Source organism: Blautia sp. AF19-10LB (assembly GCF_003461245.1).
GTDB classification, from domain to species: Bacteria; Bacillota; Clostridia; order Lachnospirales; family Lachnospiraceae; genus Blautia_A; species Blautia_A intestinihominis.
In genome coordinates, this window is record NZ_QTWS01000002.1 from 143,866 (window position 1) to 170,234 (window position 26,369).

Sequence of the window (26,369 nt, forward strand, 5' to 3'; positions counted from 1 at the left end):
TTCTATTCGAAATATCTGGTGATGTCAAGAGTGATTTTACCTCACTCAACTGTAAAAGCACTCTCTCTGATCTGTTTTTTCTCAAACTGGTTATTATACTGCAGAATCTGATATTCGTTCAGAAGGGTCTGGTATTTCTCCGGAAGATCGTCCATAGTATACCAGTTTCCGTCTTTATCACACACTGCACCCACTCCGATGATCGGAAGTTCCTCTTTCAGATTGGCAAGGAACTGTTCATATTCCGTAAGCTGAACACCCGCTTTTTCGAGCATGCTGGATCCGAGGTAATTGCAGCTGATATCCTCTTCTTTTGTCTCAGACGGGTAATTTGTCCATATGATATATGGTGTAGTGTAAGTTATCTGAGATTCTATAGTTTCCAGACTGCTTTTCTTTTTGCCAAGGAGCTGTTCAAAAAAGCCATCCTCAAGCTGCGGCCAGTGATCTCCGAACATGACGATCATTGTTGGTTCGTCAACTTTTTCAAAATATGTGAGAAGATCCTTAAACGCGAGATCCGACTGTCTTGCAAGTGACAGATATGTTTCTGCATACGGATATTCTTCATCATAATTTAATTTGACATCCGGTTCATAGTCTTCTCCATTTGTAGTTTCATCATAACCGCCATGGTTCTGCATCGTCACACAGAATGTAAAAAGCTTCTGATCCTCTTCTTTATCCTCATACATCTTAATTATTTTGTCATAGACAGTCGCATCACTGTAATAATGTTTACGGACTCTGTCACAAAATTCATCGCCCCAGTTCTCTATACTCAGGAATTCATCAAATCCCATTCTCACATACACCTTAGAGCGATTCCAGTTGGATGCATTGTTCGGATGCATTGCTACAGGTTCATAGTCCTGTGACCCCAGGATATCTGCCAGACCATACTCCGGATCCCTGACATAAAGTTCATATGGCTGGCAGGCTGCCGGGAAAAACTGAATACTGTTTCCTGTCAGAGCCTCATATTCGGATCTCGCTGTTCCACCTCCAAATGTCGGTACATGCAGCTTACCATACGTCACATTCTTATTCAGGCTGTGAATAAATGGCAGAATTTCTGTATCCGTCTGAAGGTCACCTGTACTTTCAAAATCCGCAAGACTTTCATTCATGATCATGATAATATTCTGCGGAACAGTCTGGTTTCCTGCAGCTGTTTTCTTCTCTTCGGAAGTTTCTTTCTCATTTTCTGCCAGGATTTCATCTACTTTCTGCGGTGAATAACCATCTGGCTTTTCAACACTGATGTACCGTGCCTCAAGTAAAAGTGTGTATAAATACCCTTTCTGAGTATAGTCTTTGTTAACATTCCAGAGATCAACTCCCTGTGCATTCTTGAGAAGTGGAAGCGCCTGCACTGCTACAATAAAAAGTATTACCAGACTTCCCATACGGCAGATCAGATTTTTCCTGCTCTTTTTTCCAAGTTCCAGTTTCTGGAATACAAACTGGAAGATAAGGAATGCCGCCTCAAAAAACAGTATTATTTTGAGATGCCGCGGTACCGTGAAACTGTAATTTCCCATTACATCCGCTGCTGTTCCCATTCCCAGAACGTCCAGCAGCATAAATGCCTGCCCACGGAACATAACGACATAATAATTTACCAGTGTAATTACGGTCAGCAGTACTCCATATACCAGTACTGCCCATCGAATCTTCCGAAAGATGAGGATCAGTACAAAAAGCACTGCTATATAGATCCACATATTTTTTATGACATAATCTGCCGGAATTTCTGTCAGTGATTTTATAACATTTCTGAACATTATATGTCCCAGTTGTTTCTGACCGCTCAGCCAGGTGATCATCTGCACAGCACAAAACATAACTACCGGTGATGCCACCAGCAGTAAAACACTTATAATATATCCGGGCAGGGAAGTTCTGCTTCCGGACTTAGCCTGTATGCTCTCTTTTTCTTCCTTCAAAATTTTCTCCTGTTCAGACAGTCAGATTGATCTCTCTGCCTGTCCGTTTGTATTTATAGTAACGTACTCCTGCCGCATCCAGCATTCGCTTGGACGCGATCACAGATGGCGTATTCTCGTATTTGTCACAGTCATAAACGATCGTCTTGATACCGGACTGAATGATTGCCTTGGCACATTCATTACACGGGAACAGGGAAACGTAAAGTTTCGCCCCTTCCAGGCTTCCGCCTCTGTAATTCAGAATCGCATTCAATTCGCTGTGCGTAACATACAGATACTTCGTATCCAGTGGTTCACCTTCCCTTGCCCACGGAAACTCATCATCAGAACAGCCCTTCGGAAATCCATTATAACCCATCGAAAGAATCTTGTTATCCTCACTTACGATGCAGGCGCCCACCTGAGAATTCGGATCCTTCGACCGCATGCCTGAAAGCATTGCCACACCCATAAAATATTCATCCCAGGAAATATAGTCTTTTCTTTTTTGATTATACATCTTCTGTAAAAACCTCCCCCGCAAATTTTGTTATTGCTGACAATAGCCAAATTTTACCGGCTTCCTGATATTCCAGAAAGCCGGCAGTAATTTTTTGTATATTTTATGATCGCGATTTATACTTCCGGATTCACATCCACGATATCTGTATCTTCTTCCATCTGTTTGATCCTGCGGATATGACGTTCCTCCTCAGAAAACGGAGTGTTCAGGAAAGTATCTACGATCTTGACCGCAAGTCCCGGGCCTACAACTCTTCCACCCATTGCAAGGATGTTTGCATTATTGTGAAGTCTTGTTGCCTCTGCACTGAAGCAGTCAGAACACAGTGCTGCACGGATTCCCTTGAATTTATTTGCTGTGATGGAAATACCGATTCCGGTTCCACAGATAAGGATTCCCTTATCACAGTCACCACTCTGGACAGCGATTGCCACTCGCTTTGCATAGATTGGATAATCTGTAGATTCCAGGCTGTCACATCCGAAATCTGTATATTCCAGATTATGCTCCTCCAGATATTTGATGATCTCCTGTTTCAGTTCGTAACCGCCATGGTCACATCCTAATGCTATCATTTCTCTTCCTCCTGTGTCTTGATAATTTTGTGTCCGGCCGCCTTGAGAAGCCGGTTCATGATTGCCTGACCCATCCTTGGTGTATAGAAAGCTTCTGAATAGATCACATTGACCTGCGCCTCATCAAAATCTCTCAGTACCCCATAAAGATGGTGTGCAATCGTCTCTTCTTCTTCTCTGCTGCCTATGCTTAAAACCAGTCCGTCTGCGTACTGATCTTTCGTCTCGTCTGTCGCGATAATTCCTGTCTTCAGCCCGGTTGATGCCGCTTCACGGGTCAGACGGTTGATGCAGGCGATCACCTCATCCTGCGGTCCTTCTACAATGGACAGATCTGCCTTCGGCGCATAATGCCGATACTTCATTCCGGGTGCTTTCGGATGTACACTGCTGTCAGTGATCAGAAGACCTCTGTCCATACGGACATCCCCCAGTGTATCCTTAAGCATCTCAAGCGAAATATATCCAGGTCTTAAGACTACCGGTGCATCCTCGGTAAAATCAACGATCGTAGATTCCAGACCGATACCGACCTGTCCCCCGTCAATAATCATCTCAATCGCATCACCCAGGTCCTCCTCGACATGCTCTGCCATCGTAGGACTCGGTCTGCCTGAAGTATTCGCGCTCGGTGCTGCCACAAAACCACCGGCAGCTTTAATCAGTTCCTGTGCAATACGGTCGCTCGGGAAACGTACTGCCACACTATCAAGCCCTCCCGTAGTCTCCTTCGGCACAATATCTGCTTTTGGCAGGATCATGGTCAGCGGTCCCGGCCAGTATTTCTCTGCAAGGATACGTGCGCCCTTAGGAATCTCTGTCGTGATTTTTGCCAGATCGTCGATGTCTGCGATATGCACGATCAGCGGATTATCGGAAGGTCTGCCCTTCGCCGCATAAATCTTCATGGATGCTTTCGGATCCAGGGCGTTGCCGCCAAGTCCGTAAACTGTTTCCGTAGGAAAAGCGACAAGACCGCCCTCCTTTAATATCTTTCCTGCTTTTTGTATGGCTTCCATATCCAGATGCTCTGCATCCATTGCCACAACTTCCGCTTTCATTTCTGTATGTCCTCTCATTCTGTTTCGTTACTGTCCACTCCGTTCAGTTTTACTGAAGGATGTAGATTTTTCCATGATTTTCTCATGTGCTCTATTATAGTAGATTTCTGTGAAATGTACAACAGGCGATTTTGACGCATAATCATCTGATTTATAGGGTTATTTCTCAATCTTCACAATATAGGTCTCATAATCCGGATCCTGATATACGATCTCACCAAGGCTTTCCAGCCCTGCATTATTAAGGTTCTCGCCATATTTTTCTCTCTCACAGGAGCCTACAAAGATATAGGAAATATCATATTTCTCAATCAGCTCCTGAACTCTCGCAGTGTCTGTCGAAGTGTAGATAGTCTCGATTTCGCTGGATTTCTCATTCAGGTCAGCTACGTCATTTCGCCACAGCCATTCATGTACATACCATCCCATGACTGTCGGAAGACCGGTCATAGCGGAAACTCGTTCGTATTCAGAATAGCTGTCGCCGTTTGCCTCCAGCACTACCGGGGAACCTTCGATGTTTTCTTTGAGCCATTTGATCGCACCGACATCCTCAACATAATCTGTCTCCAGGAAAGCCGTCGCATTCAGTCCTTTATACTGGGATGGATCCAAAACCTGTCCAAACCAGGAATTTACGCTTCTTCCAAAATATCCGCAGGTCCACAGAAGAAGAACCAGCCCGATCGCTGCGATCGCTTTGAGAATCTTTTTGCGGTTCACGATCAGCAGGCGGAAGATCACATATGCCATCGTCATTCCAAACATGATATACGCCTGATAAGTCAGCTTGAACATGGTGTTCGCACGGGCATTTCTGTTCTCATAAATATCACGGACATAAACCAGTTCCGGGATCGCCACAAGTCCGATCGCACACAGTCCCATAATTACCGCAAACAGGTCCGGCGTGCGGACTGCTTTCATCAGCCGATACAGAGATTTATGCTCCAGTCCTTTGAGTTTCTCCACGATCAGCGAAATTACAAATACAAGCGTCAGAACTGTCGGAAGTCCCCACAGGATCAGAAGCTGGTGTGGAAGGGAGTGATTCTGTGCCAGTCTCACGCCCTGCACCATTGTTGTAAACTGTAAAGTAAACGGCAGGATGATCACTGTCGCAATGGCAAAGATCTCGACTGCCTGTGCTGCTGTCACTGCAGCGATCCGCCTGATATCACCCTTAAGGCAGATAATATTCATAAACAGAACCGTTCCGCCGGTCACAACATAATAGATAACGAAATCCCAGTAGTTTGTCCAGTGGAACATTCCAAGGAGCATTGCCGCTGCAAGGATCTGCGGCATCAGAAGCTGCTTCATCCAGAATTTCTTCCGGCCCTGTTTTTCCATAGACGGTGTCGTATTCCGTACTTTCTTCATCCATGCATACAGAAGTCCCAGAAGAAGCAGGACAAACATAATATTTACCACATGTGCATGGAGATCTCCTAATACAAATGAATAGCACGGAAATTCATGGATCGTCTTATCCGGCACATCCGGATTAAATCCAATATAGCGTGTCGCATCCGGAAACCAGTAGCTGCTCACTTCCTCGCCCTTTAATTTCTGGATCAGCGGAATAATCTGTGCATAGACAACATAATGCATATTTCCTGCAATGGAAACTGCCAGACCTGCAAGGAAGCCTGTGATGGACGGAAGATTCTTCTTCCATCCTGAAACTCTGCCCTGCATGTCCAGAGTCATCTGGTGTACCAGCGAAAACGGAAGTACAAAAGCAAACGCTGCCACAAAAGTACGCATCAGATTGTATGTGAGTTCTACTTTCGTTCCGGAAAGCTTCGTCAGAAATACGGCGAAATACTGACCGCCATAATAATAGTTGATCTTGCCCTGGGAATACCAGAGATCGGTTGCCGGAAGTGTCTTGCTTCGCATCATGGCTTCCATGAAACCATAGTCCATAAATTTCTCTGTCCCGTGTGCTGCCGGATGAAATCCTGCCAGATAGGTCCACAGAAGAAATACGGCAAAAAACAGAATCTCCTCTGCATAAACAAGATCCAGATTTTCGATCGGCAGGCAGTCATATCCCTGTCTCCGCTGTCTTTCATACAGAAAAATGCAGGCAACGCCAAATGCCGCCGTAATTCCCACACAGGTAACAGTCGTGAATTTCAGTATTCTGACGGATACCAGAAACCATGTCAGGAATCCTGTGATCGTGATGGAAACAACCTTTGAAAACATCCATCCCTTATCCGCAAATCCCCGGAACAGCCGTCCTGTAACCGCCATTCCCACAATCCCCAGTACTCCTGCAAGCAGATACCAGGTCCAGAATGTCCACACATCTCCTTTGAGAAGGAACGCAGACAGCGCCACAAGAAAGGCTGCCGGTATGACTCTTATTATTGTTTTTTTAATCATTTCAGGTTTCATAAATTCTTATTCTCCCATCCTCTGACTGGTATACAAGACGAAATGCCTCTGCAATCGTATCTTCTCTGCATTCCGTTTCTTCAAACGTCATTCCATCTTCGAATAAAATATAGGTGATTTTCTCCTGCTTTACAAGTTTTTTCACAGTATTTTCATCAGTTGAACTGTAAATTGTTTTTGCGATGTCCGCGCGTCTGTATGTGTCATAACCCGCTGACCATGCATAATACGGCCATCCCATATACATCATGACACCCGCCATTGTCACCTCATTGATGCTGTATTCCGGTGTCAGGATCAGATCTTCACTCGTCAGATTCTCTGCCAGCCAGTCTGTCAGTGCACTGTTCAGATTTACCGACACCCTTCTTCCCGGGCCATTGTCCCTGACAATGATCACAAAATCATAGATACCGGTGATCGTCAGGCAGATGGCGAGTACAACTGCTGCCAGTTTCCGCCAGATCCCCTTCTGGAACAGTTTCACAAATGCCCATCCCCAGAACATTGCCACAAATGCGTAGGAGATCATAATATATTTCTGGTTTACCGCAATATCCGGTGTCAGCGAAATACAAAATGCGAAAATCAACGGAAAGAGAAAACTTGTCAGAAGCACTCTCTGTCTGCGGTCTTTCAGGAAATACAGAAGTACCAGTGCGCCAAGAAAAAAAACTCCGCTCATCTGCAAAAGGAACCACAGTACCCCGTGCAGTGATTTGTCCTCTGCCAGAAATCCCCAGTAAAACGAAGTACTTACCGCATCGCCCCAGATAAAAACTTTCGCCTGAAGCTCTGCAAAAACAACTGCTGCTATGGCAGTCACAAGATAATCAAGCTTTCCGTCGGAGAACGCCGCAAATCCAAACAGGATCAGAAGTCCTCCGATCACAGCCGCTCCATTCCAGAAAGAAGTCAGCCCCAGCATCATACCTGCCATTAATGCATTTTCGAGGTTACGGCTTTTCCATGCCTCCCTGCTGAATATTCTTCCGGTCAGCCAGTTCCAGCCTTTCTCCTCATGTGCACAGCCTGCGTCCACCCATTCCAGAAACATCCACAGAGCCAGTGTAACGATCAGAAGTCCAAATGCCAGGTGTCTCTGATTCAGATAAACATTAAAATTCCAGAGTCCCCAGTTTTCATTTGGCGTATAACCGATAAAGTTCATATTATTCCTGAACGTTTCCATAAGATCCCCTGCCTGAAGATGCTCCAGCACAAAATGAAAGAACGTCAGTGCACTTCGAAAGAAGAAAAAAACGATCGTCATTACAGAAGCTGCAAAACTTCCGGTAATCCGCAGTGCCAGATTATAAAGCATCATCAGAAATGCCAGTAATGCCAGAATACTGACGATATTATAGGCAAAATCCAGCCGCAGTCCAAGGAATTCCAGATTTCCTACAAGAAACTGAAACATAAAATGATATTTTACATCCTGACCGCCAAAATGTGGATACTGCGTTGGAAAATTGTTTCCAAGAGAGAAGGACCTCATCATCGCTGTATGCGGTGCATAGTCTCCATAAACCGTATAGCCGGAATAAAGGACACCGTCTTTTATGTAAAAAACATAGAACATGATCCATGTAAGAAATACAGCAAGGATCACAAGCAAAATCAGTTCCTTCCGGAATTGTTTCTTATCGTGGATCAGAGCCTGTTCATATTCTGACAGAATCGAATTCTCTTTTCGATAACGTCTGCCGTACAGAAGGGCCAGAAAAACAGCCGCTCCTGCCATCACTGCCAAATTTCCATAAATAAGTGGTTTCTCCGCTCCAAGTGCGCTTGCCGCCCAGGAAATCATATAAGTGATCCATCCAAAGATCAAAAGTCCGGTTCCCAGGGCTCCGGAAGCCAGAATCCAGAACTGATTTGTACGGGTACTCTTATTCCTGTTTTCAGAGACGAAAAACATGCCTGCCACTTCTTTTCCGATCAATATTGCCAGCAGACAGTAAATAATTCCTAACATATCCTATTCCTCCGGGATCGTACTTTCTGTATCATAATTCCTGTATTTTATCCTGCACTTACTTTTCTTACGATCCTCTAGTCAGTATAACAGAATACGAAATCAATAGCAAAAAAGTTTTATACTTTTCGCAAATATGTCACAATTCCATCTGTCAGTGCGTCCGCTACCTTCTCCTGATATTCTTCTGTCTGGAGAAGATCTGCTTCATCTGGATTGGTCAGGAATCCGCACTCTGCGATCACCAGTACTCCTTTGCTTCTTTTGAGGAGATAGTAGCTCGTATTTCCTTTGATCTCCCGTGGCCGTTCAACTTCAAGTGTCGTATTCAGACTTTCCTGCAGATCTGCTGCCAGTTCTTTCCCTTCACCGGACGTTTCATAATAAAAGACCTGCGGTCCCTTTACGCTGGGATCATGGTAGCTGTTCTGGTGGATACTCACAGTCAGCACAGGTGCAGTTTCATCAATCAGTGCGATCCTTCTCTGCATATCTTGGGCTTTTTTGTTCTGGGCTGAATCATCGTAGAGTCCCTGATCCGATTCTCTTGTCAGAACAACTGTATAACCTTTTTCTTCCAGTTTTTCCCTGAGAAGAAGGCTCACTGACAGGTTGATTCCTTTTTCTTCCAGTCCGTCTATACCGATCATGCCAGGGTCACTTCCGCCATGTCCAGGATCCAGTACGATTACATTCCCTTTCTGTTCTGCCTCTTCGGAATTCATCCAGACAGACACCGTCGCAGCCTGTCTGGACAGAAAATAAAAACATATCAGCAAAAAGCACGCCATTATCAGTTCCATTACACATTTTTTCAAAAAGAACACACCCTTTTGCATATTCTCTTTATGTATATGCCCGGGTGCGCTCTCTTATAAACAGAATCTGTTACTGTCCGCTTCGTTCACAGTAACTGTGTGTATTGCATCTTTATTCATATTTTACGATCTCTTTCTTCAGCCTCTTCATGATCCGTTTCTCAAGTCTGGAAATGTAGGACTGGGAGATTCCAAGAAGATCTGCAACTTCTTTCTGGGTCTTTTCCTTGCCTTCTGCATTGTTGAGGCCAAAACGCAGTTTGATGATCATCTGCTCCCGCGGAGAAAGCTTGTTGATCGCCTTTCCGAGAAGTTTGATCTCCACTTCATCCTCCATCCTGCGTGAGATCACATCATCGTCTGTTCCCAGAATATCCGAAAGAAGAAGTTCATTTCCATCCCAGTCCACATTCAGCGGCTCATCGATGGAAACTTCCATCCTGGTCTTGCTGTTCCTGCGAAGGTACATCAGAATCTCATTCTCAATACATCTGGAAGCATAGGTTGCAAGTTTGATATTTTTGACCGGATTAAACGTATTGATCGCTTTGATAAGACCTATGGTACCGATCGAGATCAGATCCTCCACACCTACTCCTGTGTTATCAAATTTCTTGGCGATATAGACAACCAGCCTTAAATTATGTTCAATCAGGATTGCCTTGGCTTCCTGGTGCTGATCTGTATCCAGCTTGCTGATCACATATGCTTCTCTCCTCGGTTCCAATGGTGCCGGGAGGACATCGCTGCCTCCAATATAATAAACTTCTCTCGGTCTCGTAAGTACCAGTCTCTGAAAAAACTGAAACGGATTATAATCCACGCCTGCTGCTGATCTTGTCATAATCTGCCCCTCCTAACGCAATAATCTGGAATTCAACAATAGCTTATATTCCTTGCCCAAAGCGGAGGATTCAAATGTCAGAGCAAAAACCGGTTCTGCTATATGAATCACATCTCCGGGAGTATGGATGCACAGATCGTCTAATCTCACAGCAAGAAACGTCTGTGGGTCTTTTCCCACTGTCTTAAGTAACAGATAGTGTGGTTTCAGACCTGCGATCTCTGTGCTTTTCAGGTTCTCCGGATCTCCATTGAGGTTCTTCAGTGCCTCTGCATGTTCCTTCGGCAAAATCTTCGCAAGAAGTTCTGCCTCCATGATCGATACCGGCTTGCCGCTTATTGGATCTTCCAGCAGGTTTCCACTGTCATAAAGTCCGTAAGCCGACTGTACTCTGCCCTGATAGCCAAACGTCACCGGATAAATATTCCGTCTGCCCGCCCGGATCGAGTCCGCTGCAAAAAGAAATGCACTGCTGCCTGTGTACACCACAAACACGCATAACAGAAAAACTTTGATCGTAAGTGTTCTCTCTCTTGAAACAGCTTCCCAGAATCCACCACATAAGAACGCAGTCAGGTACAACATCAGAAATGCTTTGAGGAGCAATGCTCCCTTCTGGATCTTAAGCCCGATCCGAAGCATCACCAGTGCACAGAATCCATGGAGTGCCACTGTCAGTACAGGAGTGTTTTCCGAAGGAATACAGAGGATCAGGCAGGAACCAAATGCGCCCAGAGCAGCCGCCGCAAAGCATCGTCTGCGCCCCGCACGACACCGCAGGAACCATCCCACCAGACGGAGGAGAAGATAATCCATCAAAAGATTTGCCGCAAACACAACGTCTATGTAGATCTCCTGATACATAAATCCAAACCTCCCCAAAGAAAAAAGCCCTCTGAACCTGTATAAATCCTTCACTTTGGTAAGTGAGCTAATTATAGTGGACAAAGGGCGCAGATTTTGTCAAAACAGGGAGACAGATTCACAGAACTTCTCGTGCCTTATCGACAGAATAGAAACGTTTTTGCATCATAATGAAATTTTCGTAGAAAAAACAAAAAGAAAGAGAGGACTTCGCATCCTCTCTTTCGATAAAACATTTGTTATTTATTATTTTTTCTCTTCCTGAACTTCGATCTTGCGGATCGTTTTGTTCTTGATCTCTTCTTTGATCGCGCTCATGAAATCTCCGAGGTCTTTCATTCCTTCATCGCCAAGGTAACGGCTTCTTACGGAAACTTTGCCCTCTTCCTCTTCTTTTGCACCAACAACGAGCATGTATGGAACTCTCTCAAGACGAGCTTCACGGATCTTGTATCCCATCTTCTCAGAACGTCTGTCAACGGAGCAGCGGATTCCTTCTTCTTTCATCTGTGCTTCTACTTTGTCAGCATAAGCATTGAATTTCTCAGAGATCGGGATTACACGAACCTGTTCCGGGCACAGCCATGTCGGGAACATACCAGCGTATTTCTCGATCAGCCATGCAAGTGTTCTCTCATAGCATCCCATGGATGTACGATGAATGATACACGGACGTTTTTTGTCACCGTTTTCGTCGATGTAGTACATATCAAACTGTTCAGCAAGAAGTGCATCCCACTGGATTGTGATCATGGTATCTTCTTTGCCATATACGTTCTTTGCATTGATGTCGACTTTTGGTCCGTAGAAAGCTGCTTCTCCGACATCCTCTGTGAATGGGATGTTCAGTTCTTCGAGCATCTGACGAATATCTTCTTCTGTCTCATTCCATACTTCCGGATCACCGATGTATTTTTCTCTGTTGTTCGGATCCCATTTGGACAGATGGTAGGTTACATCCTCCTCAACTCCAAGTACCTGCAGACAGTACTGTGCAAGTGCGATACAGTCTTTGAATTCTTTTACCATCTGGTCTGGTCTTACGATCAGATGTCCCTCAGAGATTGTAAACTGACGAACTCGTGTCAGGCCGTGCATCTCACCGGAATCCTCGTTACGGAACAGTGTGGATGTCTCGCCGTAACGCAGCGGCAGATCACGGTAGCTGTGCTGTTCTGCTTTGTATACATAGTACTGGAACGGGCATGTCATCGGACGAAGTGCAAATACTTCTTTGTCTGTCTCTTCATCACCGAGAACGAACATTCCGTCTTTGTAATGATCCCAGTGTCCGGAGATCTTGTAGAGATCGCTCTTTGCCATCAGAGGAGTCTTGGTTCTTACATAGCCACGTTTTGTCTCCTCATCTTCAATCCATCTCTGCAGTTCCTGCATCATGATAACACCGTTTGGCATGATAAGCGGAAGTCCCTGACCGATCACATCTACAGTTGTGAAGATCTTCATCTCACGACCAAGTTTGTTGTGGTCACGTTTCTTTGCTTCTTCCATCTGCTCCAGATGTTCTTTGAGCTCATCCTTTGTAGCGTATGCTGTTCCGTAGATACGTGTCAGCATAGCGTTTTTCTCGCTGCCTCTCCAGTATGCGCTGGAAGAAGAAAGAAGTTTGAATGCTTTGACAGGTTTTACGCTCATCAGGTGCGGTCCTGCACAGAGGTCTGTCCAGTCTCCCTGTGAATAGAAGGAGATTTCTGCATCTTCCGGAAGGTCTTCGATCAGTTCTACTTTGTAAGGTTCGTTTTTCTCTTTGAAGTATGCGATCGCATCTTCTCTGGATTTGGTGAAACGTTCGATCTTTGCGCCTTTTTTGATGATCTTCTTCATTTCTTTTTCGATCGTATCAAGGTCCTCACGGGAGAACGGCTCGTGATCGAAATCATAATAAAATCCTGTATCAATAGAAGGTCCGATGGCAACTTTGGCTTCCGGATATAAGTTCTGTACTGCCTGTGCAAGTACATGGGAAGCTGTATGACGAAGAACAGCAAGTCCCTTCCCGTCCTTAGCTGTCAGAATGTTCAGTTCGCAGTCGCTGTCAAGAACTGTACGGAGGTCTACAACCTCTCCGTTTACTTCTCCTGCACATGCTGCGCGTGCCAGTCCTTCGCTGATGTCATAAGCGATGTCAATTATGGATTTTGCTTCGGAATATTCTTTTTTGGATCCGTCTTTCAGTGTGATAATCATAGTTTTGAACTCCTTTTGTGTTTGAATAAATCTGTAAGTTTTTTCCACAGGGACGAGCTGACTTCTGATTCATTTGATAAATAAAAAAGTCCCTTACAATACATCTCTGCACTGTAAGGGACGAATATGATCATAGCATACGATACTCGCGGTTCCACCCTGCTTGCTGTAACTGTCATACGGCAGTCTCAGCCACTCTTATAAGATGATAACGGAATCACCGGACCGGATTAGGGCCACTCGGAGATGGTCTTCGACTGCTTCCAGCTGAAATACTCTCAGCAAATGTATTCCTCTCTGGAGCCTTCCACAGCTTACTCTTCTCGTCAACGTGTTTCTTATTTATTCTGTAGTTCATTATATCCGCACGTTTTCCGTTTGTCAATGGGTGATTTTGTTTTTTGGTAAGACCGATTTAAATAACGCGGAGTCCGCCATCTGCCAGCATGCAGCGTCTTCTTCTGGTGAAGCTTCTTGCACAGGTCAGGCCTTCACCGGTTGGTCCTGCAATTGTCATAGTCGTATGACCTTCACCGCCGATTCCGACACCGACAAGCGTTGCTGCATTTTTGGTAAAGATGGTTGTTTCGATTTCTTTTGCAAATCTTGTCATATGGTCTACGTTCTTGGAGAACATGGATGCTGTGTGGCGGTTTCCGTTTTCTGCAACTACAGCATATTTTACACAGTCCTCAAAAGTCTTGCAGCGGACGATCGGCATGATCGGCATCAGCTGTTCTACAAGTACAAATGGATGATCATGCGGTACTTCACAGAGAACCAGCCTGGTGTCTGCATCTTTGATTCCGATGCTTTCAAGAATCAGAGAAGCGTCCTTGCCGACCCATTTCTTGTTTACGGAATATTTGCCGTCTTTTTCCAGGAAAACAACTTTGAGAAGCTGCTCTGTCTCCTGCGGAGTGATAAGATGTGCACCGCAGGCACACATCTTGCGGATCAGCTCATCTGCCACATTGTCCATAACGAAGGTTTCTTTTTCTGCCAGACACAGAAGGTTATTATCAAAGGATGCCCCTCTGTAAATCTCAGATGCTGCTTTGTCAAGATCAGCAGTGTCATCTACTACAACCGGAGGATTTCCGGCTCCTGCACCGATGGTCTTTTTGCCGGATTTAAGAAGTGCATTTACCATTCCCATGCCTCCGGTACCAACCATCAGACGGATCTTCGGGCTGGCAGTCAGTTTGTTGACTGCTTCCATATCCGGCTTTCTCTGCATGGTGATGAGGTTTGCAGGACCTCCGTTCTCTACGATTGTTTTGTGCAGGATCTGCAGGCAGACAGCGCAGACTTTCTTTGCGCCCGGATGTACGTTGAATACAACAGCATTTCCGCCGCCGATCATGCTGATGGTGTTATTGATGATGGTTTCTGTCGGATTTGTAGACGGTGTAATTGCACCGATAACGCCAAACGGAGCCTGTTCTTCGATCATAAGACCGGAATCACCGGAAATCGCATCTGTTACAAGACATTCCACACCCGGTGTCTTGTCGATAACGGCAAGGTTCTTGGTGATCTTATCCTCATAACGTCCCATACCGGTCTCTTCGTGGATCATTTTTGCGAACATCGGGGCATTTTCTCTTGCCACAACACGGATTGCCTCGATAATGCGGCGTCTGTCTTCTACTTTGTAATTCATGTACCAGTCTCTCTGTGCGATGTATGCGGCATCGATTGCATCGTTTACGTCCTCAAATACACCCTGGTCACTCTTACAGGAAATATCCAGATTTGTTTTCATCAGAACTTCTCTGACTATGTTTTTGATCATGATCTCATCCATGGATCGTTTTCTCCTTTCTTTATTCTTCTTTATTCTGTTAAAAACGCCTCTGTCCGGAATATCCAGGCAGAGGCATTTAAAACTGCTTGACGTAGCGGCCGCTCATGTATCGCGGTCTTTCTTTATTTGATTATTTTACAGTAGGAAGAATTTTTTCTACGTCAGTGTGCGGCCTTGGGATTACGTGAGTTGCTACTAACTCACCAAGTCTGGATGCAGCTGCGCTTCCGCTCTCTACGGCTGATTTAACAGCTCCTACATCTCCACGAACCATAACTGTTACCAGTCCGGATCCGATTTTTTCTGTTCCGACAAGTGCAACGTTAGCTGCTTTACACATCTGGTCTGCTGCTTCGATCGCTGCTGTAAGTCCTCTGGTTTCTACCATTCCTAATGCTTCCTGTGTCATGATGATCTCCTCCTAATCTCTCTTACATTTCCGGTTTGAATAATACTTTTGTGAACACTTCTGTTCTGTTGAACATCATTTCAAATACTTCTTTGCAGTCCTCCAGACGAACACGATGTGTGATCAGTGGATTTACATTCATCTGACCTGTGCTCATGAATTCAAGTCCGCTCTTCCACTCGTTGATCGGCAGTGGATTGATAGAAGAGTTCCAGCTTCCGTGGATGGTAAGCTCACCACGAAGGATAGCCTGGATTACTTTGTTTGGATAAGTTACGTCGTCGTATGTAATACCGCCGTATACAACTTCACCGTTCTTCTTGCAGGATGCTACCGCCTGAACGTGTGTGATCTTGTTTCCGGCAAATTCAATTGCGATATCTACGCCTTCACCGCCTGTCAGTTCTTTGATCGCTGCCACAGCGTCTGTCTTCATTCCGTTTACGCCAGCTGTTGCGCCAAGACGTTTTGCAAGTGCAAGTTTATCGTCTGCAACATCTACTGCGATAACCTTTGTGCAGCCAAGTGCACGGAGCCACTGAACACAGATAAATCCGATTGCGCCAAGTCCGAAAACTGCTGCTGTCTTGCCAGCTTCCATACGGCATTTACGAACTGCGTGGAGACCAACAGATACAGGGTCTGTGAAGGAACCTTCTTCATAATCTACGTTGTCCGGTAATTTCAGGCAGTTTGCAGATTCTACAACTACATATTCTGCCATGGCACCATCTCTTCTTGATCCATAGTAATCATAGTGATCGCAGAGGTGAGACTGTCCAACTTTACAGTACTGGCATTCGCCGCACGGGATCAGAGGCATAACGGAAACTCTGTCACCTACTGTCAGGTTATTCTTTACTTTATCGCCGCAGTCTACGATCTGGCCTGCAAATTCATGTCCGATCGTTGTCGGGAAATGGTAAGTTCCTTTTACCATTACCCGCGGAATATCAGATCCGCAAACACCGCAGCTTTTTACTTTGATCAGTACCTGTGTATCTTTCTCAATATGAGGAACGTCTACCTCCACACATCTGATATCTTTTGGAGCAAATAAACGAACCGCTCTCATTTTCTGTGCCATTTATATGCCATCTCCTTTTCTTACTTATACTTATTAGTATGTACTTTTGCTTGTCTCACCTTTTGCAATTGCAACTCCGGCACTTGTTCCCAGTCTGTTTGCACCTGCTGCGATCATTGCCTTTGCATCTTCCGGTCCTCTGACACCGCCGGATGCTTTCACTCCCATATCCGGTCCTACAGTCTTTCTCATCAGTGCAACGTCCTCAACAGTTGCTCCACCTGTGGAGAATCCTGTAGATGTCTTAACAAAGTCTGCACCGGCTTCTTTGGCGATCTGGCAAACCTGAACTTTTTCTTCGTCTGTCAGAAGGCAGGTTTCGATGATAACTTTGACGATGGCTCTTCCATGAACGGCAGTTACAAGATCAGCGATATCTTTCTTTACGAACTGCCAGTTTCCAGATTTGATCTTGCCGACATTTACTACCATATCTACTTCATTGGCACCGTTTTCTATTGCTTCGTTTGCTTCAAAAATTTTGGATTTTGTGGTAGTTGCTCCCAGAGGAAAACCGATTACTGTACACACTTTTACCCCGCTTCCACGAAGCTCCTCATAGCATAATGGAACATAACATGGGTTTACGCACACAGAACAAAAATGATATTCCTTTGCCTCCTGGCATAATTTTTTGATCTGTTCTTCACTTGCATTCTGTTTCAGCAGTGTGTGGTCGATCATTCCGGCTACGCTTCCGGCTGTATTAAAGGATGCACTGACTCCGCCCTGATTCTGCATAGTTTTCAGAATCTCCGTCGTAATCTTACTGACTAACTGTTCCATCTCCATAGCTTATTCCTCACTTTCCATTTGTAATTGCTTGTATATGGTAAACTCCCTTCTGCAAGGGTCTTACTCTCGTTTACTTACTTCGATGATCTTTCGGAATTTCTCCGGTTTCAGGCTGGCTCCTCCGATCAGGAATCCATCTACTCCCGGGCAGCTTCCAATGTCTGCGGCATTCTTCTCATTGACACTTCCACCATACAGAAGCGGGATATCGCTTCCGGTGAGTTCCGAAAGAACTGCCTTAAGATATCTGTGTGTTTCTGTGATTTCTTCCGTAGAAGCACTTACACCGGTTCCGATCGCCCAGATCGGTTCATATGCGATCTGTATGTATGGAATCCTGTCTGTCGAAAGTCCCTCCAGGTCTTTCTCAAGCTGTTTTCTTAATACATTCTTCCACTGTCCGCTCTTTCTCTCTTCCAGATTTTCACCGATGCAGAGCATTACGGAAAATCCTTCTTTGAGTGCCGCCTGTATTTTCTTCTGAATCTCTTCATCCGTTTCGTTGTAGTAGCTGCGGCGTTCGGAATGTCCCACCAGCAGACAGTCACAGCCGAGTTCTTTAATCATAGGAAGAGAAATCTCTCCTGTATATGCCCCGCTTTCCTTATAGTGGAAATTCTGCGGTCCATAGATAATCCCTCTCTTACGGAACTCTCCTGCAAGAACTGCCAGGGTTGTATACGGCGGAAAGATCATTACCTTACCGTCGACCGGTCCCAGTTTCTCCAGAAATTCCATGCCTTCTCTGACCGTCATATTCATCTTCCAGTTTCCTGCAACGATCAGGGATCGGTTCATATATCTGGCTACTGTCTCCCGGATGATCTGGTCCAGATTCTTCTGTTCCATAGATCCTCCTTCCTGCCTTACAAAAGCAGGCAATTTTGTATTCACCTTTTGCATTAGTTTACAAATGTTCCTGTGTTTATATCATTTGTAACTTCTGTGCTTATCTTAGCACAAAGGTTCTTACATGTCAACTGCCCATTTGTCCAACTTCTTCAAAAAATCCTCATCTTCAGTAACTACTTTGACTGGCTGATCGTAGTCCAGTGCCATCAGGCCAAGAATTGACTTCGCATCTGCGATCTGGTTATGATCCGTATGCACACCTACATCACTCCTGCATTTGCATGCAAGGTTCATAAAGTCTCTTAAGTCATTTGCCTCTGTCAGTTTGATTAATCGGTACATGTTCTTCCTCCTACTGTGTATAACATTTATTAATAAAAGAAAATCTGGTCAAAAAAGGCCGGTCAAATCCATGACCAGCCTTTTCCTGCAAAATTTTCTATTATTTCATTGCTGCGAAAGCAAGGCTGTCGTCTACATAATCGGCTACATTGCTGCTGTCAATAACGCCAGTACCTGCATCTACAAATTCGTCATAATCTTCCCCATTCAGAACTTTGAGAGTTGTGTTCATAGCAACTTTCAGCAGAGAACCTGGGTCATTCATGGTTGTGATGGAATATTTACCATCCTGGATAGCCATAACAGCTTCCATAAGTCCGTCTACACCTGTTACCTTAACGCCTTCGATTCCTTTTTCTTCGAGAACCTGAGCTGCTCCAAGGGACATATCATCATTGTGTCCGTAAACAGCAACGATGCCGTCATTACTCTGAAGTAAGTCCTGTGCAGCTGTAACAGCTTTGCTTCTTGTGTAATCGCAGTATGCGGACTGGATTACTTCAAGGCCAGGAGCTTCTGCGATCGCAGCTTCGAAGCCGTCACGTCTTGCCATCATAACGGTATCACCGGCTGTTCCCTGAATCTCAAGGATCTTGCCTTCTGCCTTGTCCTTACCGCCGAGTTCTTCTACAAGAGCTTCTCCTACGAGTCTTCCCATCTCTTCGTTGTCACGGCCTACATAAGCGGTGTTTCCATCATTTACATTACGGTCAACGGTGATAACCGGAATGTCTGCTTTCTGGCAGGCTTCGATTGCCGGAGCAACACCTTCTGCATTGATCGGATTCAGGATCAGCGCATCGATTCCACTGGAGATCATGTCGTTGATATCGTTGTTCTGTTTGGTAACATCATCATCCGCACTTACACAGACAAAATCAACACCAAGCTGTTTTGCATAATCTTCTGCAACTTCTTTCATGGTTACATAGAACGGAGAAGCCAGTGTGCACTGTGAGAAGCCGATCTTGTAATCTGCTTTTCCTGTGTAATCAGCCAGAACATCTTCTGTGGATGCAGCGTCGTCTGCCGCGTAAACGCAAACTCCCATAGACCCGATCATTGCCATTGCTGTCAGAATTGCAAGGAAACCTTTTCTTTTCATGTTGAAATCCTCCTTTAAAATGATATAGTTTTTTTATTATGATAAGCACCCCTTGTACTTCATCATTCTGTTATTTTTTTGCATCGATAGCTCTGTTAAGAAGAAGAGCTGCGATGATAATGATACCTTTGGCGATCTGCTGATAGAAAGAAGCAAGACCTACAAGGTTAAAGATATTGGTGATGATCTGCAGAAGGAATACACCGCCGAATGTTCCAAGCATGGAACCAATACCACCGGAAAGGCTGGCGCCGCCGATTACGGATGCTGCGATCGCATTCAGTTCCATTCCATCACCTGCTGTCGGCTGTCCTGTTGCCAGCCAGGATGCGGTAAGAACACCTGCAAACGCTGCCAGGGCTGCACAGAGAACATAAGTGATCGCATAGTTTCTTGTTGTTTTGATACCGGAAAGTGTTGCTGCCTCACGGTTTCCGCCGATTGCAAACAGGCTTCGGCCAAAGGATGTATATTTCAGAAGCAATGCAAAGAAGATCGTCAGAATGATCCAGATGATACCGCTGACAGATACTTTGCCGATAAAACCGCCGCCGATGAATTTGAAATCATTTGAAAGTCCGAAAACAGGGACACCTTGTGTAGTCAGAAGGGCAGCACCTCGGGCAATCTCCATCATTGCAAGGGAAGCAATGAAATCCGGAAGTCCGAATTTGGCGATAAGGATACCTGTAACAAGACCAAGTGCCGCTCCGAGAACCACACCTGCAAGTACAGCTATAATAATAGGAACATTTTTACTTACAAGGATCGCACTGATCATTCCTGCAAACGCTGCAACAGATCCAACAGACAGATCAATACCGGAGATGATGATTACAAGGGTCATACCAATGGCTACGATTCCCGGTATTGATGCCTGCTGCAAGAGGTTCAGTACATTCCCGACTGTCAGGAAATTTGGTGATAATATAGAAGCAATAACGATAAATACGATCAGCAGTACCAGTAAGTTATATTTTTTAAGCAGATCGCCGATCTTCATAGGTTCTTTTCTCATGATTCGTTCCTCCCCGTAACAGATACTGATAAAATTTTGTCTGGATTAAAGTTTTCTTTTGATGAAGTCATAACTTCTTTGCCATCGAACATTACAATGATATTGTCACAGATTCGAAGCAGTTCATCCAGTTCTGAAGAAACCACGATCATACTCTTACCTTCGTCTGCGAGGTTACGGATGATCTTGTAGATCTCCTCTTTTACCATAACGTCGATTCCCTGTGTCGGCTCATCGATCAGAAGAATATCACAGTCACGGAACAGCCATTTCGCAATGATGACCTTCTGCTGATTTCCACCGGAAAGGTTCTGAATCACCGTATTGATCGACGGTGTTTTTACATTGAGACTCTTCTTATAAAGTTCACAGGTTTCGCGGATCACGCCATAGTTGATGACTCCATTTTTCTTGCACTTGTCAAGTGCAACCATTGTCATGTTCTCCCAGACAGGAAGGATCTGGACAAGTCCCTGTGTCTTGCGGTTCTCCGGGATCAGACCGATCTTGTTTGCGATCGCCTCACCGGTATGTCTGAAATGTACCGGTCTGCCATGAAGCTTGATTTCTCCTTTTTCGTATGGGTCTGCTCCAAAAATCGAACGGATAACTTCTGTTCTGCCCGCACCAACCAGACCATACAGTCCGAGAACTTCTCCTTTATGAAGATCGAAGGAAATATTCCGTACTTTATGATTGGTAAGCCCTTTTACTTCGAGGACTTTTTCATCATTCAGAGGTTTTGCTTCTGTATATTCGTTTTTCTGGCTGACTTTGGCTCCTGTCATGTATTCCACCAGATGATCTTCGTTGATCTCTGATGCGTTACGACAGGCCACAAACTTGCCGTCGCGGAGAATCGTGATACGGTCTCCGACCATAAACAGTTCTTCCAGATGATGTGAGATGTAGATCAGGGTGATACCCTTGGCTTTCAGGTCTTTGATCAGCTGAAGCAGTGTTTCAAACTCTCGTTTGGAAAGCGTTGAAGACGGCTCATCCATAACGATCAGCTTCGCATTGCTGGCAAGTGCCTTCATGATCTCTGTCATCTGCCTCTGGCCAATGTTCAGGCTGCTGACTTTGGCTTTGACATCGATCTGCATGTTCATCTCATCTGCAATTTCCTGTGTTTTCTTATAGACCTCTTTCCAGTCTACAGTTCCTAATTTTGTCTTCGGGTAATTGTTGATATATACGTTTTCACCTACCGTAAGTTCATTTACCAGAGAAAGTTCCTGATAAATAACGGAGATGCCTTTTTTCTTACGTTCCAGTGTTCCATGCGGTTTGAGTTTCTCACCGTCAAAAATGATCTCGCCGCCATCCTCTACATAAGCTCCTGAAAGAATCTTCATCAATGTAGATTTACCGGCTCCATTGGCGCCGATCAGACAGTGTACTTCGCCTCTTCTTACCGAAAAGTCCACTCCATCCAATGCCTTAACTCCTGGAAACAACTTATCGATCTTTCGCATTTCCAGAATGTTGTCACGTTCCTGCACTATGTACTCCTCCTTTGCCTCTGCTTATTGATGCATCAGATTTTTCAGGCTTTCATATAATTCCAGGTATTTATGGAAATATGGCTGATATTCTTCGTGGTTCTGCATATCCGGCTCCACAATAAATTTCGGTTTTATCATGTGGGCTGCTGCTGACTGAAAATCATCGTAGAATCTTCCTTTGGATGCCGCTACAACACAGCAGCCAAGGACACCTGCCTGTATATTTTCATTTACAATGATCGGTTTTCCGGTAACATCTGAGATCATCTGCAGCCAGCGGCGGTCTTTGGTTACGCCTCCGCATGCTGTAATGGATTCTACCGGATATCCCTGTTCTTCAAAGTTTCGGATAATATTCTGTGTTCCGTAGGAAACAGATTCCAGAACTGCCCGGTAAATGTGTTTCCATGTATGCTTGATGTTCAGACCGAAGATCACGCCCTTTGCCATTGCATCCTTATATGGTGTACGGTTTCCCTGGAAAAAATCGAGTACGGTAACTCCGTCTGCACCGATCGGAATCTCATCTGGAATTCCCAGAAGGTTTCCATATGGATTGCCGTCCTTTTCCGGAATGTGGAAATTATGCCGGAACCAGTTTACCAGTCCGGAGGCAGAAATCTGTCCGCCTTCAAGGAGCCACATATTATCAAGGACTGCTCCATCGTAAGGTCCCCAGATACCTTTCATATCTGGTTTCTCATCAGAAAGACACAGATGTACGAAACTTGTTCCCATGATAACGCCAAGCTTGCCTGGCTTCAGGACATCCAGACCAAACATTGCCATATGGGCGTCAATGCCGCCCTGCACGATCTGCATTTCTCTGGAAAAGCCATATTTCTCACTGAGTTCCGGGCGAATGGTTCCTACCGGATCCCCAATCTTGTCGACCCGCATGGTCAGTTTTTCTTCATAATCTTCAAAACCGATCTGCTCAAAAAAATCTCTCTGATAACCGCCCATGGAAGAAACATAATTCCATTTGCAGGTTGTATTGCAGATTGAACTTGACCACTCCCCGCATAACTGATAATTCATCCAGTCAAGCTGATCTACGATCCTGTAACAGACATCATAAATATCTTTCCTGTGTCTCTTGATCCAGAGTGCTTTGGGAATCATCCATTCGAAGGATGTCTCCTTGCCACAGTAATCAAGTACCGGATGACCGGTATCGTTGATCTCCTGCATTTCTTTTCTTGACCGGGCATCCATCCACATCATGGCATTCATGAGCGGGCGGCCTTCCTGATCTACCGGAATAGCAGTGGTAGAGGTAGCACATACGCAACAGGCTCTGATATTCTGTCGGATCTCAGAATCCAATGTGTGTGCAATCTGTTCAAAAATTCCGTTGACAGCTTCCCACCAGTTCAACGGATTCTGTTCAGCCCATCCAACCTTTGGAAATTCTGTCTCCCATTTCTGTTCCTTCTCAAAGATCAGTTTTCCTCTGGTATCGCTGATTCCAATCCGCACGCCCTGAGTTCCGGTGTCTATCCCCATAAAATAAGCTTCCATCTTTAACCTCCGCGCTAATAAAATCGGAATTTTCTATTTTCTTTTGTTCTTACATTTGTTACTATGAACATTTGTTACTGCACTTGTATCGTTTGTTTATAATTGAATATTACTATACGATTTTGATATTGTCAATCACTTTTTGGGAGTTTATCCATTTTTTGCTCGTTAATAATTTGTTTTATTTCTATTTTGCATTATAAACATTTTTTTCTTGCATTTTCGTTCGTCATTTCAGCCAATAGTTTTCTTTTTAGCGAATATTTTGACAATAAATTGACAAAAGCCTTATTGCGATACAGAACAATTTGTGTTATACTCGCAGTAAGTAGAACTATCGAAAATATTATGAAAAAGAAAGAGAACACAGCTTATGCCAGATTACAAACGAATTGAGCTGCTTGTTAAAGTGGCTAAACTTTATTACGAGAATGATTACAGTCAGGAAATGATCGCGAAGAAACTTGGACTTTCCCGTCCATATATTTCCAAACTCCTGAACGAGTCCAAATCGAATGGTATTGTCAAGGTTCAGGTAATAGACCCCTTAAGCATCGAAACTCCTCTGGAGAAAAATCTTCGTGAGCATTTCGGTCTGGAGAAAGTCCGGATCGTTCCGATGTCCGAGGGAATTGCATCCCTTTCCCGGCTTGGACTGGAAGCAGCCAGGTATCTTGATACCATTCTTCAGGATGGTGATATCATTGGCCTTTCCTGGGGTGCCACTGTTTACGAATGTTCCAAGGCACTGATCCGCAGAGATGATCTTCGTGATATCATCAATGTCCAGCTCTGCGGTGGTGTCAGCAATCTGAACAAGAACGTTTTTGCAACAGAGATCGCCCAGAATTTTTCTACCGCTCTCGGAAGTTCTTCTTTTATCCTTCCGATGCCGGCAGTTCTCGATTCCAGGAAAATGCGTGATCTTCTGGAGGAGGATCACAACATGGGCAAAGTTTTCCAGTATGGGCGTGATGCCAACATCGCACTCGTGACTATGGGTTCTTTCGGACCTAAGAGTGCACTTGTACATACCGGCTACATCAGCCAGGACAAGATGGATGAACTTTCTGCCAGAGGTGCAGTCGGCGATATCTGTACACATCTCATTGATATTAACGGAAATATCTGCGATCAGGAACTGGATCAGCGCACAGCCGCTGTCCCGCTTGAGGATATCCGAAATAAGAAATACCGGATCGGTGTTGCCCAGGGTCTCAGCAAAGTAGACTGTATCCTCGGTGCACTTAAGGGTAAGATCGTCAATGTCCTGATCACAAATGAAGAGACTGCACAGTGGGTTCTCAGCAAGGATGAGCAGCTCTGTGCCGATGCTGTATAGACTGCCAGTTCCCTTTAGTTGTCTTTTCGATATGTATCAAACAGCAAAATGCCCTCTGCATTTCAAACTGAATGCAGGGGGCATTTCCTGTTTGTCTTTTTTATTTATTTTGCGTAGTATGCGTCCATGAACACTTTCTGTACATCTACAAGGGTTGCTTCTCTTGGATTCTCCGGCATTCCGGTATCTTCGAGTGCATGAAGAGAAAGTGTCAGCACATCCGACGGTTTGAATGCAGTCTCTGATAATTTCGGGATATGTATTCTTTCTGCAAGCTGTTCAATATAGGTGATTGCTGCATTTGCTGCCTGATCTGGTGTCATATGTGCTGTATTGATCTTGAGTGCACGTGCAATATCTGCATAGCGTTCCTTACAGGAAGGGAGATTGAATTTCATTACGTGTGTAAGGAGGATCGCGTTTGCAACTCCATGCGGTGTATTATAAAATCCACCAAGCTGATGAGCCATCGCATGTACCATGCCAAGTCCTGCATTGGAAAAAGCAAGCCCTGCCATATATTCTGCCCAGCACATATCTGTTCTTGCATCCATGTCGCGTCCATTTTCGCAGGCTTTCTGCAGGGATTTGGCTACCAGTCCGATTGCTTCAAGTGCCAGACCGTCAGTAAACGGAAAATGCGACTTCGCAACATAGGCTTCGATCGCATGGGTCAGAGCATCCATTCCGGTAGCTGCGGTAAGGGGTGCCGGCATATCCACCATCAGTGCCGGGTCGTTCAGTGCCAGATAGGAAAGGCAGTGTGCATCGACCATCAGCATCTTTACTTTACGAACTTCATCTGTTACTACATATGCTCTGGTAACTTCTGATCCTGTTCCGGCTGTTGTATTGATCGCGATCAGCGGAACACCGGATTTCTTTGATTTGTCAAGTCCATTGTAATCTTCGATATTACCGCCGTTTTTTGCCAGGATACTGATTGCTTTAGATACATCCAGCGGGGAACCGCCTCCGATTCCGATCAAGTAGTCGCATCCCTCTCTGTCGTAAACTGCCTTCGCCTCATTGACCAGGGATACGGTCGGGTTTGGCTTAACTCCGGTATACAGCGCATACGGTTTACCGGCACGATCCAAAACATCTGTTACCTTCTTCACTGTACCAATCTTATACAATCCCTCATCCGTAACGACCAGCGCCTTATTTCCGGCTATGGTATCGATATATCTTGGTATCTCCTGAATGCAGCCCTTACCAATGATGGTATGTGCAGGCTGGTACAATTCTTTGTAGTTCATATTGACTTCCTCCATTCATCCTAAGCCTTTCTATGAACAAATGATACGCATTAAGTAACTTTCGTTCTTGATTCAGAGTATCATATTGCTTTAAAAAAGTC

At 44.9% G+C, this 26,369-nt stretch carries 22 protein-coding genes; 1 reads left to right on the forward strand and 21 read right to left on the reverse strand.

Features of this window, described 5'->3' with window-relative positions:
• Positions 1-41: 41 nt before the first annotated feature.
• The 20 genes from DWX28_RS02525 to DWX28_RS02620 all read right to left on the reverse strand — a co-directional run bounded on the left by DWX28_RS02525 (position 42) and on the right by DWX28_RS02620 (position 23,664).
• Positions 42-1,949: an LTA synthase family protein gene (locus DWX28_RS02525; RefSeq protein ID WP_118251655.1), complete on the reverse strand. Its 1,908-nt coding sequence runs from the start codon at positions 1,947-1,949 to the stop codon at positions 42-44.
• A gap of 13 nt (positions 1,950-1,962) precedes the next feature.
• Complete coding sequence (locus DWX28_RS02530) at positions 1,963-2,451, reverse strand: deoxycytidylate deaminase (RefSeq protein WP_118251657.1); 489 nt, start codon at positions 2,449-2,451, stop codon at positions 1,963-1,965.
• Positions 2,452-2,567: 116 nt separating this feature from the next.
• On the reverse strand, positions 2,568-3,029 hold the full coding sequence (rpiB, locus tag DWX28_RS02535; protein ID WP_022214797.1) for a ribose 5-phosphate isomerase B: 462 nt from the start codon (positions 3,027-3,029) through the stop codon (positions 2,568-2,570).
• Positions 3,026-4,090 carry an L-threonylcarbamoyladenylate synthase gene (locus DWX28_RS02540; protein ID WP_118251659.1) on the reverse strand — a complete coding sequence of 355 codons (1,065 nt, stop codon included), beginning with the start codon at positions 4,088-4,090 and terminating at the stop codon, positions 3,026-3,028. Before DWX28_RS02540 ends, rpiB begins: the two co-directional genes overlap by 4 nt.
• Positions 4,091-4,249: 159 nt before the next feature.
• Entirely contained in the window at positions 4,250-6,499 is a 2,250-nt protein-coding gene (locus DWX28_RS02545; RefSeq protein ID WP_118251661.1) for a DUF2298 domain-containing protein, read from the reverse strand.
• Complete coding sequence (locus DWX28_RS02550; RefSeq protein WP_118251663.1) at positions 6,489-8,480, reverse strand: hypothetical protein; 1,992 nt, start codon at positions 8,478-8,480, stop codon at positions 6,489-6,491. Before DWX28_RS02550 ends, DWX28_RS02545 begins: the two co-directional genes overlap by 11 nt.
• A 119-nt stretch (positions 8,481-8,599) precedes the next feature.
• Positions 8,600-9,307, reverse strand: a complete 708-nt coding sequence (locus tag DWX28_RS02555; protein ID WP_319638473.1) for an N-acetylmuramoyl-L-alanine amidase — start codon at positions 9,305-9,307, stop codon at positions 8,600-8,602.
• A 103-nt stretch (positions 9,308-9,410) separates the two neighbouring features.
• Positions 9,411-10,142, reverse strand: a complete 732-nt coding sequence (sigE, locus tag DWX28_RS02560) for an RNA polymerase sporulation sigma factor SigE (protein ID WP_022214802.1) — start codon at positions 10,140-10,142, stop codon at positions 9,411-9,413.
• 12 nt (positions 10,143-10,154) lie between these two features.
• On the reverse strand, positions 10,155-11,006 hold the full coding sequence (locus tag DWX28_RS02565; RefSeq protein WP_022214803.1) for a sigma-E processing peptidase SpoIIGA: 852 nt from the start codon (positions 11,004-11,006) through the stop codon (positions 10,155-10,157).
• Between the two features lie 246 nt (positions 11,007-11,252).
• Positions 11,253-13,214: a threonine--tRNA ligase gene (gene thrS / locus DWX28_RS02570; protein ID WP_118251667.1), complete on the reverse strand. Its 1,962-nt coding sequence runs from the start codon at positions 13,212-13,214 to the stop codon at positions 11,253-11,255.
• A gap of 415 nt (positions 13,215-13,629) precedes the next feature.
• Complete coding sequence (locus DWX28_RS02575) at positions 13,630-15,024, reverse strand: aldehyde dehydrogenase family protein (RefSeq protein ID WP_243002302.1); 1,395 nt, start codon at positions 15,022-15,024, stop codon at positions 13,630-13,632.
• Between the two features lie 130 nt (positions 15,025-15,154).
• A complete protein-coding gene (locus tag DWX28_RS02580) occupies positions 15,155-15,433 on the reverse strand; it encodes a BMC domain-containing protein (protein WP_022214806.1) in 279 nt (92 codons plus the stop codon).
• Positions 15,434-15,455: 22 nt separating this feature from the next.
• On the reverse strand, positions 15,456-16,520 hold the full coding sequence (locus DWX28_RS02585; protein WP_022214807.1) for a galactitol-1-phosphate 5-dehydrogenase: 1,065 nt from the start codon (positions 16,518-16,520) through the stop codon (positions 15,456-15,458).
• A gap of 33 nt (positions 16,521-16,553) precedes the next feature.
• Positions 16,554-17,204 (reverse strand): deoxyribose-phosphate aldolase, encoded by a 651-nt coding sequence (gene deoC / locus DWX28_RS02590; RefSeq protein ID WP_334290848.1) that lies wholly within the window; start codon positions 17,202-17,204, stop codon positions 16,554-16,556.
• A 171-nt stretch (positions 17,205-17,375) separates the two neighbouring features.
• On the reverse strand, positions 17,376-18,164 hold the full coding sequence (tpiA, locus tag DWX28_RS02595; protein ID WP_158565270.1) for a triose-phosphate isomerase: 789 nt from the start codon (positions 18,162-18,164) through the stop codon (positions 17,376-17,378).
• 120 nt (positions 18,165-18,284) lie between these two features.
• Positions 18,285-18,509, reverse strand: coding sequence for an HPr family phosphocarrier protein (locus DWX28_RS02600; RefSeq protein WP_022214810.1), 225 nt, complete (start codon positions 18,507-18,509; stop codon positions 18,285-18,287).
• A gap of 100 nt (positions 18,510-18,609) precedes the next feature.
• On the reverse strand, positions 18,610-19,614 hold the full coding sequence (locus DWX28_RS02605; RefSeq protein ID WP_118251672.1) for a substrate-binding domain-containing protein: 1,005 nt from the start codon (positions 19,612-19,614) through the stop codon (positions 18,610-18,612).
• Between the two features lie 70 nt (positions 19,615-19,684).
• Entirely contained in the window at positions 19,685-20,632 is a 948-nt protein-coding gene (locus DWX28_RS02610; RefSeq protein ID WP_022214812.1) for an ABC transporter permease, read from the reverse strand.
• Positions 20,629-22,137, reverse strand: a complete 1,509-nt coding sequence (locus DWX28_RS02615) for a sugar ABC transporter ATP-binding protein (RefSeq protein WP_022214813.1) — start codon at positions 22,135-22,137, stop codon at positions 20,629-20,631. The genes DWX28_RS02610 and DWX28_RS02615 overlap by 4 nt, the downstream gene beginning before the upstream one ends.
• 24 nt (positions 22,138-22,161) lie before the next feature.
• The gene (locus tag DWX28_RS02620; RefSeq protein WP_118251674.1) at positions 22,162-23,664 is read right to left on the reverse strand and encodes an FGGY-family carbohydrate kinase; all 1,503 of its coding nucleotides are present in this window, start codon (positions 23,662-23,664) and stop codon (positions 22,162-22,164) included.
• Positions 23,665-24,037: 373 nt separating this feature from the next.
• On the opposite strand from DWX28_RS02620, the gene DWX28_RS02625 reads away from it, so the two are divergent.
• The gene (locus tag DWX28_RS02625; protein WP_022214815.1) at positions 24,038-25,006 is read left to right on the forward strand and encodes a sugar-binding transcriptional regulator; all 969 of its coding nucleotides are present in this window, start codon (positions 24,038-24,040) and stop codon (positions 25,004-25,006) included.
• A 104-nt stretch (positions 25,007-25,110) separates the two neighbouring features.
• Here the strand turns inward: DWX28_RS02625 and DWX28_RS02630 are convergent, their stop codons facing one another.
• A complete protein-coding gene (locus DWX28_RS02630) occupies positions 25,111-26,268 on the reverse strand; it encodes an iron-containing alcohol dehydrogenase (protein ID WP_022214816.1) in 1,158 nt (385 codons plus the stop codon).
• Positions 26,269-26,369: the final 101 nt, after the last annotated feature.